Origin of the sequence: Aliivibrio sp. 1S128 (genome assembly GCF_001691065.1) — a bacterium.
GTDB lineage: Bacteria > Pseudomonadota > Gammaproteobacteria > Enterobacterales > Vibrionaceae > Aliivibrio.
In genome coordinates this window covers 267,525-280,174 of the sequence record NZ_MAJV01000102.1, presented here as the reverse complement: position 1 = coordinate 280,174, position 12,650 = coordinate 267,525, and the positions used below count along the sequence as shown (strand labels likewise).

Genomic DNA, 12,650 nt, shown 5'->3' with positions numbered 1-12,650 from the left:
CAATGATTCAATACGTTAAATTGAGTGGAAAGAGTAAAACAATGAGTAAACTAAGGAATCACTTGCTACAGGCGGCGCGTGATATCGTGGAGTCAAGTGGCGTTCAGGCGATCTCAATGCGTGGTTTAGGGGAGGTGGCAAATGTCTCTCGTGGGGCCGCTTATCGTCATTTCACGGATAAACATGATCTGCTATGCGCGTTAGCAGGCTCTGTGGGTAATGAATTGTCGTCTGTCTTGGCGAGTTCTGTAAATTCGAATGATAGTGTCAAACGACAATTTCAACAGATGGCGAAAGCCTACATAACGTTTTCGTTTCAATCGGCAGAACGTTATGCCCTTATCTTTAACTCACCAGATTTACATCGAAATCCAACCGACGAATTACGACAAGGTTTGAATGAGGCTTTTCAGCGTTTAGTAGAATTAATAGAAATTGGCCATGCAGACAACAGTATTGTTAATGAATCCATAGAACATCAAGCGAATTTTGTTTGGTCTAGTTTACATGGATTCTGTACGCTGATGTTAGGCAGAAAAGAGCAATATGATGTACATACAGCAGACCAAGCCGACTTTGTTATTAACAAGCTATGGCGATCTTTAGCCCGTTGATTTGGGCTGTATTATGTATCGATAGGGCCAAGTATTGCCTTTTGCCTATCCATTAGCTTATGTATTAAAAAATAATTCATCGCAACTCAATAGCTTATCGTAGCTAACAAGTTATGGGGCAGAAACAAGCTAGATAGTCCTGAAATTACTCAAGCATGATAATAGATACTTATCATGAAAATAAAGTGCCTTCCTCCACTCTACTATTATTGCTGTGATCCATTCAGGAAAATCATCTCCTCGTTTTACTTAAACAAAACGCCCCTAAATAGGAGCGTTTGAAGTTAAGTCTAGTAACAACAAGCTAACCTAATTAGTTAACTCGCTTAGTGGCTACCTTTGGTTTATCAACTTCCGTCAATAGTCCTTTAAGTAGACTCACACTGCCCAGTAAAAGAATTATCGTAAACGGCATTGCGGCAATAATGGTAATTGATTGCAGAGATTCAATAGATTGAGTACCACCAATCCACAACATAACCATTGCGATAACACCAGAGATAACCGCCCAAACCACTTTCTGTTTAACGGGTACTTCTAACTTACCACCGGCGGTCATTCCATCAATAACGATAGAGCCTGAGTCCAACGTTGTCACAAAGAAAACGATGATCAGTGCTACGGCAATAAAGGATAGAATATCCCCAAATGGGTAAGCGTCTAACATATGGAACAAGCTTAGAGAAACATCGCTAATACCTTGTTGAGCGCCCAATAATCCAACTTTATCTATTACTTGTTGAATCGCAACACCGCCGAAGATTGACATCCAAGCCGTTGTTACCATCGTCGGAATAAGCATGACACAAAGAAGGAATTCACGAACAGTACGGCCTCTAGAGATACGCGCTACAAACATACCAAAGAAAGGAGCATACGCTACCCACCATGCCCAATAGAACACTGTCCACCCATGTAACCAAGTCGTATCATCACGACCAGAGGTTTGGCTTAATGGAATAATATTTTTCACATAGCCTGTTACCGCAGTAACTAGAGAATCTAATACGGTAGTGAAATTCAACACAGCAATCAAACCAAGGAAGACAAAGGCGATAACCATATTCAGGTTACTAAGAAACTTAACGCCCCCATCCATACCGCGTAGAACAGAGATAATAGCTAAGCCCATTATCAATACAATAATGGCCTGTTGAAGATAGATGTTATTTTCCATTCCGAAAACATGGCTAATACCACTCGCCGCTTGCGAGCCGCCTAAACCAAGAGACGTTGCAAGACCAAACAAGGTAACTAATACGGTTAAGATATCAATCACATCACCGGTTCTACCCCAAACTCGATCGCCTAACAGTGGATAAAACACCGAGCGCATTGATAATGGCAGCCCTTTGTTGTAAACAAAATAAGCAAGGCAAAGTGCTGTCATGCCATAGATAGCCCACGCATGTAAGCCCCAGTGGAAGACAGTTGCGCCCAGAGCTAATTCACGACCTGCTTCTGTGAAAGGTTCTACATTAAGCGGCGTTCCAAACCAGTTGGTAAAGAACGCGGTTGGCTCTGCAACACCCCAGAAAATAAGCCCAATACCCATACCTGCGGCAAATAGCATCGAGATCCATGAGGCTTTGGAGTAATCAGGTTTTGCACCTTCACCACCTAAACGAATTTTACCCAAAGGTGAAAACGCGATAATAATAGCTAAAATTAATAAGATGTTGGCTCCCCACATAAAGAGGAAGTCAAAATTTGATAATACAGCGCCTTTAAGAGAATCAATGGCGGCTTTTGCGTCTGCTGGTGGTAATGCGAGAAGAGTGATAATGAAGAGAAGAGATAAGCCGACTGAGGCTACAAAAACGGTGTTGTGGACATCCATGCCCCATTTACTAATGTTATCTTGACCGACTTCATAATCCGTCGATTCAATACTGTATTTTTTTGATTTAAAACCCATAAACGATAATGTTCACATATCCGGCTAAGCGAACAGCTAGACGAATATAAGGACAACTCCTTATCCAATTACTGTTTGATTGAGTAGCGGTACCATATAAATAAACATGATAAGAATCACCACTGTAGGTGATTAATTGCTCTTTTTCTCAATCCCAAGCGACGTATTGTAGCACAAATGAGGTCGTAATTGGTGATTAGAGCATCTTAGTGGGCGGTGCTAAGGCTAGAATCATGGCTTCTGGTCAATTGGTATGACCAAATTATGGCATCAAAAAAGCGGCAAGTTAATGAATATCTATCTCACTCTAAATACCTAAACCTTATGCTAGCAGCACTCGACCTTGATACGCATTAAAAAACAACCACCATTGATTAGTAAATCTAATGCTTTTTATTACGCGTAAATACAAATAAACCACACGATTAATATTATATTCCAACATTTCAGCAACCTACTTAACCTATAAGACACTTAATTAAGCAATTCAATTAGATTTACCTAATGATTAATTATTAAACTATTTAATCTAATGCGACGTGAATCACAGAGAGTAAATTACAAAACGAACAAATATCACGTTTTATTTTAATAAATTGGCTTTTAATGCGTACACAATAACAACAAACCAGGTGAAATAACTAATATGGATAATAAAAAAAGTATATTAAACCAACCAAAACCATTTAAAATGATATTTTTCATTGAATTATGGGAACGCTTTGGTTATTACGGACTTCAAGGGATCCTCGCCGTCTACTTTGTAGATAAACTCGGTTTTAGCATGCAAGACTCTTTTGTTACCTTTGGTGCATTTGCCGCCTTAGTTTACGGTCTTGTCTCTGTCGGTGGTTACGTCGGAGATTATGTTCTCGGGACTAAACGCACTATGGTCTTTGGTGCTATCGTTCTTGCTTTAGGTTATTTCTTAATGGGTTTCTCCATTCTGAACCCTAACTTTATTTATTTGGCTCTTGGTGCTATCGCTGTTGGTAATGGCTTATTTAAAGCGAACCCATCAAGCCTATTAGCCAAGTGTTATGAAAAAGGTGATTCACGCTTAGATGGTGCATTTACCCTTTATTATATGTCAATCAACATTGGCTCTTTAGTTTCGCTTTCTCTAAGTCCTGTAATCGCTAATAATTATGGTTATGAATATGCCTTTCTAATCTGTGGTCTAGGGTTAATCGCTAGTCTATTTAGCTACTTTTCTCTTCGTAGCACAGTGCAAGGGATAGGTTCAGAACCTGATTCTCAACCACTAAATAAAACCAAAGCTTTAATTGTCTTGATCGGCACTATTGCCTCTACCCTAGTTTGTGCATGGTTACTGCAAAATATTATGATGGCAAACTTAGCACTAGGGCTGATAGGTGTTGGTGTGGTTGGTATCTTCTTAAAAGAGACCTTTAAAGAGACAGGTGAGCAACGTAACAAAATGATCGTGGCTTTCATTCTTATGCTACAAGCGATTATTTTCTACGTGTTATACGCGCAAATGCCAACCTCATTAAACTTCTTTGCGATTAATAACGTCCACACTGAACTGTTCGGCATGGATATTAACCCGGTGAGTTTACAAGCGTTAAATCCATTCTGGGTCGTATTCTGTAGCCCTATCTTGGCTTACTTATACACTTACTACGGCAACAAAAATAAAGACTTATCTATGCCAGGGAAATTTACGGTTGGTATGTTTATGTCTGCCTTTGGTTTCTTATCAGTTGCAGCTGCGGGTAATTGGTTTGCTGACCAAGCCGGTATGGTTTCTGTTTGGTGGATGGTTCTGGTTTACTTATTCCAAAGTTTGGGTGAGCTGATGATCAGTGGCCTTGGTCTTGCAATGGTGGCAAGTTTAGTTCCACAGCGTTTAATGGGCTTTACTATGGGTGCATGGTTCTTGACTCAAGCGGCTTCATTCATCATTGGTGGTTATATTGCTACATTCAGTGCGACTCCTGAGCATCTTACTGATCCTCTAGATACCCTACCTGTCTATACTGAGCTGTTCCAAAATATCGGTTTTGTGACTCTAGCGGTTGCTATCGTAATGGCGATTACAGCACCAAAACTGAATCGTATGATGACAAGTTCACAGCCAGAAGAAATTGAATTCGTTGAGCAGCACTAATCAATATTAAACCAATGACTTAATAGACAAGTTATTTCATAGAAAAAAGCAGAATGAAGCGTGATGCTCATTCTGCTTTTTATTACTGATTCCTATTTACTGTAATTTGATTACTACTAATAAATATTTAAATTACTTAAACGGATCCACCTTCATATTACTTAACGTAAAGGCATACACATCGGCCATTAAATCCATCGATTTTGAAATTGGCATACCGGCACCATGACCTGCGTTTATATCAATACGAATTAACACAGGGTTATCACCTGATTGCTTGGCTTGTAGCTCGGCAATGAACTTATAAGAGTGCGCAGGAACAACGCGGTCATCATGATCAGCGGTGGTCACTAATGTTGCTGGGTATTCAACCCCCTCTTTCACGTTATGCACTGGCGAGTAGTTTAGTAAATACTCAAACATCTCTTCACTTTGTGCTGATGTACCAAAATCATACGCCCAGCCCTCACCAGAAGTAAACGTATGGTAACGAAGCATATCTAATACGCCTACCGCAGGTAATGCGACTTTAAATAGCTCAGGTCGTTGTGTCATGCACGCGCCAACCAATAAACCACCGTTTGATCCACCACGAAGTGCCAAATGTTCTGAATCCGTGTAACCAGAGTCAATCAACTGTTCTGCGGCTGCAATAAAGTCATCAAACACATTCTGTTTTTTCTGTTGTGTTCCGGCATTGTGCCACGCTTTACCATACTCACCACCCCCACGAATATTAGGAACTGCATACACACCACCTAACTCTAACCAACTTGCCATTACGCCACTAAAGCTTGGTGTTAGACTGACATTAAAGCCACCGTAACCATAAAGAATTGTTGGATTTTTACCATCTAAGACTGTCCCTTTTTTATGCGAGATAATCATAGGAATTCGAGTGCCATCTTTTGATGTGTAGAACACTTGAGTTGACTCAAATTTCTCACTCTCAAACGGCGATGCAGAAGCCAAATATAACTCAGTACAGCCTGTCTTAGCATCACATTGATAAATCGTAGGTGGTGTTACATAGTTGGTAAAGGTAAAGAACAAATCGGTTTGCTCTCGTTTACCTGAAAAGCCTGTAACTTGCCCTTCACCCGGTAAGTCAATCTCTCTTAGTAAATTGCCTGAGAAGTCATATTGCTTCACTTGGCTTAACACATCAACCATATAGCTTGCGAACAAGGTTCCCCCACCAACGCTGATCTCAAGTGGCTGTGGTTGCTCTGGAATTACATCTAGCCAATCACACGTTACGGCATTATAAGAAACGATCTTACCGTTTGGCGCATTGAGATTGGTGTACATTAATAGACGAGTATCTTCATTTTCAATGACGTAGGTATCTGAATCGGTATGATCTAATACGGTGATTCGAGTTGGGTTCTCACAACTTAAACGCTCAAGATAAAGCTTATTACCAGAGGTCGAGGTCGCGGCTGATATTACCAAATACGCATCATCCTCGGTTGTATAACCACTGACATAACGGTGCTTCTCTTCTTCAGTCGCACCAAACACCAAAATATCGTCTGCTTGCGGTTTACCTATTTCATGAAAATAGAGTTTATGCTGCTCTGTTCTTGCCGATAACTCACTGCCCATTGGCTTGTCATAACTTGAATAATAGAATCCTTTTGAACCTAACCATGAAATATCAGTAAATTTGGCATCGACAATCGGCGTTTCAATTTGCTCTTTAGTTTCTGTCTTTAATACGAAGATTTTGCGCCAATCACTGCCCGCTTCTGAAATTGAATAAGCCACTAAAGAGGTATCTTTAGAAAAGCTGACAGCACCTAAAGAGGTCGTTCCCTCTTCACTAAAGGTATTTGGGTCAAGAAAAACTTCAAACTCTCCATCTTCTTTTGAACGATACAATACGCTTTGGTTTTGTAAACCGTCATTTTGATAGAAGTAGGTGTAATCACCACGCTTGAATGGCTGTGAGGTTTTTTGGTAATCCTGACCTTTTGCGATTAAAGCTCGAATATCATCACGAAAATCAATATGAGAAAGGCAGTCGAATGTGACTTCATTTTGCTTATTTACCCACGCTTCCGTTTCTTCGCTTCTGTCGTCTTCTAGCCAGCGATATGGGTCAGCGATGGTCTGCTTGAAATACGTATCTGAGGTTGAGCCTTGTTTGGTCATTGGATAAGTCATGAGCATCCCTATATTAATAATTTTATTTGCAGGTATTCACTAGAATACGCTCATTAAAAATAAGAATGCAATGATTTGATTAAGATAGGTTATTTATTGGTACGAGCAGCGTTACATTCTTAATACAACTAATGAAACATAACTTCCGCTTCATTCTCATGGTCGTGAAATATCCCCTCATCTGAATGAGAATGTATTAAGGTTTTAGAGGCCAATTCACCCGCAAAAATTTGATAAATATTGATGTGTTTTAATGAATTGTTTTTAGTCTGCTCTATCGCAACAAGCATACCGTTTTCATCATGTATATGTGGCACCGTCATATCAACATCACCACCGCAAGCTATCACGTTAAATGACAATAGATTCATCCCAACGATTAGCATCGATTTTATAAATACTGTCTTTTTCATCTATCTTTTCCTCATAATAAACATGCCAACCCTATTAAATAGAGATGGCATGTTTAGCGTTATTCAATCATAGGTCGTGTAATTAACGAAGTGTGATTTTTGGAGATTCCGCAGGTTTATCAAATAAGCTGAAGAATTCTGGCACTGCTTTAGCATCACCATCAATTTGGATATAGCCTTGCTTAACCCCTTCAACAAAATCAACTTTACCGACTAACAAGCCCAAGAAAACAGGTTTCGTTAACTTGACCGTTGCTTTTGGCTCACCCTCATAGTCTTTGTGGAATTGAGCAACACTACGACGAATTTCTAAAGCATGTGTTTCTTTAGAATCACCAAACTCAAACGCAACAGTGAAGTGCTTATCTTGGCTACGTTCAGCATTCAAGCTAAAGCGCATTGCACTAACTAATTGTGATGGTTCAAATTCTGCCATCAAATCTGGTGCTTGTAGGTTGATTTTCTTAGAGTAATCAATGGTTCCGTCCAACTCTTGCGCTGATGTTAAGTACCAATTACGCCAATTATTATTGGTTTCACGGTAACCAAGTTCACGTAATGCTCTTGCTTTCAATTCACGCGGTTCCATATCACTTAATTCAATACGGATCGCATGAGTGGCCAGTTCAGCACACCATTGGAAATCACCAGAATCACACGCATCGATTGCAAAACCCATCATTTTCTCTTTACCACCAACCATTTCAACATAACGCTTTGAGGCTTCGACAGAATAAGTTGGGTTTAACGTTGTTGGGTCGCCATCAAACCACCCCATTTCGCCGACAAAGATTTGTTTTGAAGCGTGACGAATTGAACCATAAAAATCACCTAACCAAGGGTGGTTAACAAGGTGTGCAGGCAGTTTGATTTGGCGGATCAAATCTTCTTGAGTTGCCCCATCATTAATCGCTTTAATTGATTGGTCGTACGTAAATTGAATCGCATCGCGGTATGACGTTAATGTGTCATCCACATATTTTTCACCATTTACAGGTCGGCCGTGCGATAGCATCATAACGTCCGCGTTGTATTCACGCAGCATGTCCACACCTGGGAACCAGATACTTGGGTCACGATATTGTGTTCCACGAATAGTGTGAAGGTTAGGGAAACTTTCACCTTGAATTACTTCAGAACCAAACAGCAGATCAAACTCTGGGAAGTAAGCGGTAATTTCATCAGACGCTTCAGAAGGAACATGACGAAATTCAACCTTCACACCTTCAATCTCCATATCTAGTGTGCCAAATTTACCTTCAACTAATGTATTTGGCTTAATAAGACTGTGTTGACGTATTTCAAAATCAGGCCCTAAACCACCATTAATACGGCCATCTTCTTCAACATTAAGTAACGTCCCCAATGAATAATCAACACGGAAACCAAGAGCTGGGCCCGTTCCTCCCATTGACCCTTTCACTACATTCGTCATAAAAGTGTCGTGCGCAATGATTTTTGCATCCTCAACGTTTTTAATACCACGAACACCAGCGTAATGATCAGGGTGCCAATGTGAATACATCACAGCAGCAACAGGCTTGTCATTACCAGTAACTTTACGGAAATCTGCCATTACCGACTGCATTTTGTCTACTGACTCAACAGGATCAAGGATCAATAAGCCATTATCACCATCAACAATCATTGGTGATGTTAAACCGTAACCATAAACTTGGAAAAATTTATCTTTATAAACAAAAATACCTTTATCCATTTTCTTTGAATGGGCGGTTAATTGCGGATGTACTTTGTCTGATTTCGCATCAAAGGCATCATTGCCACCAGTACGAATAAATTTCATGTCTTTCGTATCGCCATGCCAAAAATGCGTAGCCCCTGAATTCTCACCTAAATAGTAGTCGTGGGACAATGTTGGGATATCAACATTCACACCATCAAAGCGATGGTTATGGTCTTCACCAGCAGCAGCAATTCCAGAAAAAGAAGTCGCAAGAAGTACAGATAACGTAATGATAGATTTATTCATAATAGCCTCGTTCATATAGTCAATATTTAATGATGCTATCGTACATAAAAAATACAAAAGTAGGCTGATACATGATATAAGTTAAGTTATATCACTTTAAATAAAGCATCTAATGAGAAGATATGAAGCATTCAGATTACAGTTTAATTCCTACGTTTGTGGCCATTGTTGAAGAGAAAAGCTACACCAAAGCCGCAAAACGCTTAGGTATTAGTCAGTCAGCAGTAAGTCAAGGTGTGATCAGATTAAAAGAGATCTTCAAAGACCCCCTTTTTATTCGAGGCAGTCGAGGGGTTGAACCCACTCAGTTTGCATTAGATATTTACCCAACCTTAGCCAGTTCGGTCGAAAATATCGCTTATATGATGCCGGAATTTAAAAAATTCAATCCATTAAAATGCGATAAAGAATTTATCGTCTCTTCTCTTAGCGTATTGGGTTATACCATATTGCCTGAGTTATCAGCACTCATGAGTAAAGAAGCTCCGTTAGCCAGTGTCAAAATTGAACCGTTATATAATCAAGACCACGTCAATACACTACGTTCGCAGCAATGCGATTTACTGATAGAAGCTTATTCAAACCAACATTCATTACTTAGATCTAAAGTCATAATGGAAGACACGTTAAGTGTTATGTGCCGAAAAGATCACCCAAGATTAACCGGTACCACCATTTCACCAGAAGCCTTTTTGCATGAAAGCCACGTCACTCATTCACAATTAGATAAGAAAGGCGGTTATTTACAAGGGCGAGGATTAAAAGACGAAGGTATTCTTGGTAAGCGACGAGTAGCATGGCAAGCGAGTAGTATTATGGAAATGTTGCCTATCATTGAACGTTGTGACTACCTTGCGCTATTGCCACAAAAACTCGTAGACCGGTATCTTCATGTACACCAACTTAAACAGCTCGACGCTGATTTCTTACAAGAGCCAATAAAAGTAGCCATTTATTGGCATTCATCACGTACGAACGACCCAACTCATCAATGGTTCAGAGAGCTATTTAGCAAAGCCGCTAAAAAATACCAAGATGAATCATCTGCTGTGTCATCACTGACCTAACGATGCTTCTCTTCTTCTTGAGATCCTAAAATGATTTCATCTTGATGATTTAGGTTTTAATCACTTTAGTGAAATTTATTAAATAACTGATTTTAATCATTAAAATTATGATACCTACGTCACGCTTTTTATAAAATAAAGAAATAAGTTTGTCGACAGATTGATGAATTAGCACTATTTTAACTCGAATCCATATCAATCGTGATTTGGATAATTTTCGAGCGCTATATTACTCACAAAAAACCGTCCGCCTACACTATTTATACTCTATTAATTTTAAGTTAAACCTGTCTGAACCCCTCAGTACGGGGAGTTGTTAGTGCGCGTACTTAATCATTGACTCTGTTTTTATTACGGACAATAAAAATGAAAAAACACTTCGAGCTTATCGATAAACCCACTTTTTTCGGCGCAATATTATTGCTTTGTGCTGTTGTAATTCCTTTACTGATATTTCCAGAAGAAGGGGCTGCGTGGATTGCCGTTGCTAAAACATTTATGACCGACAAGCTAGGCTTTGCTTATTTAGGCCTTGGTTTAGCAGCATTTTTCTTCATGATCTATATCGTTTTTTCTGATATCGGCCAGATCAAACTGGGTGACCCAGATGAAAAGCCTGAATTTGCATTAGCGTCTTGGGCGGCAATGCTATTTTGTGGTGGTATCGGTGCCAGTATTTTGTACTGGGGTACCATTGAATGGGCATACTACTATCAAAACCCACCGTTTCAATTAGAAGCAGGCAGTGAAGAAGCAATCCGTTGGGCTGCGACTTATGGCCTGTTCCACTGGGGTCCAATTGCTTGGTGTATCTATATGATCCCTGCAATTCCAATCGCTTATTTCTTCTATGTCCGTAAACAACCTGTCCTAAAAGTCTCTGCTGCACTTATGCCTGTTATTGGTGAAGCAAACAGTTTTGGTAAGTTAGGTAAAGTCATTGATGTACTGTTTATCTTTGGTTTATTAGGCGGCGCGGCTACGACCTTAGGCTTAGCAGCACCACTGATTAACGAAGGTATTAGCTACTTATTTGGTATTCCTGCAACCACTGGCAGCCAAATATTAGTATTGATGGTGTGTACCGCGATTTTTGCTTACTCATCGTACATGGGCATGGACAAAGGCATTAAGATTTTAAGTAACATTAACTTCTGGGGTGCGTTAGGTTTATTGCTGTTTGTATTGGTTTGTGGTCCAACAATCTTTATGTTGGAAACGGGTCTAGATTCAATCGGTCGTATGCTGTCTAACTTCTTTGTGATGGCGACGTGGGCTGAACCTTTTGGTGGCATGGGTCCTTTTGAAGATACTCACTTCCCACAAGATTGGACTATTTTCTACTGGGCATGGTGGCTAGTATTTGCACCAAGTATGGGCCTGTTCGTTGCTCGTATTTCACGCGGTAGAACAATTAAGCAAATGGTATCTGGAGCGGTGTTCTTCGGCTCTCTAGGTTGTTCAATGTACTTCATCATTCTAGGTAACTACGGTTTATCACTGCAGTTATCAGGTGAGTTAGATGTGGTAAGTATTCTTAATGTAGAAGGCCCTACTCGCGCTATCTTCTCCATTTTAGAAACACTGCCATTTAGTACCTTCGTTATTGCTGTATTTACCTTGTTGTGTGTAATTTTCACCGCGACAACGTTTGACTCTATCTCTTATATTTTAGCGTCAGTGGTACAAACTAACGTAACTGAAGAGCCAATGCGTTGGAACCGTCTATTCTGGGCTTTTACCCTATCATTCATGCCATCGACATTGATGTTTATGGGCGGTTTGGCAACATTGCAAACAGCGGCAATTGTTGGTGGTTTACCACTATTGGTTATCGCAGTTATGCTAATGATCTCTGGTGTTAAAGCAGCGATGCTAGACTTATCACACCAAGATGATTACGTGGATCCTGTGATCAACATTTCTGACTTACCAGATGTTGATCCTTGGAGCAAAGAAGGCCAAGCATTGGCTCGTTTTGAACAACTACGTGATAACGCAATTGAAGCAGCCGATCTTGAGCGTGAAGCGAACGATGCTATTTGGATGCTGAAAAAACAATTACGTAAAGAAGCATTAGCACGTGGTGAATCAAGCGTTGATTTAGGCGATGCACCTGATGAAATCATTGAAAAGTTACGCCAATTAACGGATGACTCGATGTCAGCTAAAGAAGCGAAACTAGCGGCATCTGAGCTTGCTCAAGAAGCGCGTGTTTCCTTTGATACATTAATGCGTCAAAAGGCCGAAGACGAAGCTTTACAAGCAAATGAAGATGTTAAATCGGCGATTAAAACAAGATTGAACTCGCCAAGCTAATCTAGCTTTGTGGTTAATGTCTGTAG

The 12,650-nt window shown here is 40.1% G+C and carries 8 protein-coding genes; 4 read left to right on the top strand and 4 right to left on the bottom strand.

Features of this window, described 5'->3' with window-relative positions; all coding sequences use genetic code 11:
• The first annotated feature begins 41 nt into the window (after positions 1–41).
• Positions 42–614 carry a TetR/AcrR family transcriptional regulator gene (locus A6E03_RS13100; protein WP_065601020.1) on the top strand — a complete coding sequence of 191 codons (573 nt, stop codon included), beginning with the start codon at positions 42–44 and terminating at the stop codon, positions 612–614.
• Positions 615–927: 313 nt separating this feature from the next.
• On the opposite strand, the gene A6E03_RS13095 is transcribed toward A6E03_RS13100, so the two are convergent.
• The gene (locus A6E03_RS13095; protein ID WP_065601019.1) at positions 928–2,532 is read right to left on the bottom strand and encodes a BCCT family transporter; all 1,605 of its coding nucleotides are present in this window, start codon (positions 2,530–2,532) and stop codon (positions 928–930) included.
• Positions 2,533–3,178: 646 nt separating this feature from the next.
• Here A6E03_RS13095 and A6E03_RS13090 point away from each other — a divergent pair.
• Entirely contained in the window at positions 3,179–4,666 is a 1,488-nt protein-coding gene (locus tag A6E03_RS13090) for an oligopeptide:H+ symporter (protein ID WP_065601018.1), read from the top strand.
• Positions 4,667–4,798: 132 nt separating this feature from the next.
• Here the strand turns inward: A6E03_RS13090 and A6E03_RS13085 are convergent, their stop codons facing one another.
• The 3 genes from A6E03_RS13085 to A6E03_RS13075 form a co-directional block, all read right to left on the bottom strand.
• Complete coding sequence (locus A6E03_RS13085) at positions 4,799–6,835, bottom strand: prolyl oligopeptidase family protein (RefSeq protein ID WP_065601017.1); 2,037 nt, start codon at positions 6,833–6,835, stop codon at positions 4,799–4,801.
• Between the two features lie 128 nt (positions 6,836–6,963).
• Positions 6,964–7,248, bottom strand: a complete 285-nt coding sequence (locus tag A6E03_RS13080) for a hypothetical protein (protein WP_065601016.1) — start codon at positions 7,246–7,248, stop codon at positions 6,964–6,966.
• A gap of 82 nt (positions 7,249–7,330) precedes the next feature.
• Positions 7,331–9,238 carry an alkyl/aryl-sulfatase gene (locus A6E03_RS13075; RefSeq protein WP_065591717.1) on the bottom strand — a complete coding sequence of 636 codons (1,908 nt, stop codon included), beginning with the start codon at positions 9,236–9,238 and terminating at the stop codon, positions 7,331–7,333.
• A 122-nt stretch (positions 9,239–9,360) separates the two neighbouring features.
• Between A6E03_RS13075 and A6E03_RS13070 the strand changes: the two genes are divergently transcribed.
• Positions 9,361–10,305 carry a LysR family transcriptional regulator gene (locus A6E03_RS13070; RefSeq protein WP_065591716.1) on the top strand — a complete coding sequence of 315 codons (945 nt, stop codon included), beginning with the start codon at positions 9,361–9,363 and terminating at the stop codon, positions 10,303–10,305.
• Between the two features lie 366 nt (positions 10,306–10,671).
• Entirely contained in the window at positions 10,672–12,624 is a 1,953-nt protein-coding gene (locus A6E03_RS13065; RefSeq protein WP_065601015.1) for a BCCT family transporter, read from the top strand.
• Positions 12,625–12,650: the final 26 nt, after the last annotated feature.

Excerpts from the sequence above, each read along its gene's own strand:
- A6E03_RS13065 (WP_065601015.1), top strand. The coding sequence starts at position 10,672 with ATGAAAAAACACTTCGAGCTTATCGATAAACCCACTTTTTTCGGCGCA.
- A6E03_RS13090 (WP_065601018.1), top strand. The coding sequence starts at position 3,179 with ATGGATAATAAAAAAAGTATATTAAACCAACCAAAACCATTTAAAATG.
- A6E03_RS13075 (WP_065591717.1), bottom strand. The coding sequence starts at position 9,238 with ATGAATAAATCTATCATTACGTTATCTGTACTTCTTGCGACTTCTTTT.
- A6E03_RS13095 (WP_065601019.1), bottom strand. The coding sequence starts at position 2,532 with ATGGGTTTTAAATCAAAAAAATACAGTATTGAATCGACGGATTATGAA.
- A6E03_RS13100 (WP_065601020.1), top strand. The coding sequence starts at position 42 with ATGAGTAAACTAAGGAATCACTTGCTACAGGCGGCGCGTGATATCGTG.
- A6E03_RS13080 (WP_065601016.1), bottom strand. The coding sequence starts at position 7,248 with ATGAAAAAGACAGTATTTATAAAATCGATGCTAATCGTTGGGATGAAT.
- A6E03_RS13070 (WP_065591716.1), top strand. The coding sequence starts at position 9,361 with ATGAAGCATTCAGATTACAGTTTAATTCCTACGTTTGTGGCCATTGTT.
- A6E03_RS13085 (WP_065601017.1), bottom strand. The coding sequence starts at position 6,835 with ATGACTTATCCAATGACCAAACAAGGCTCAACCTCAGATACGTATTTC.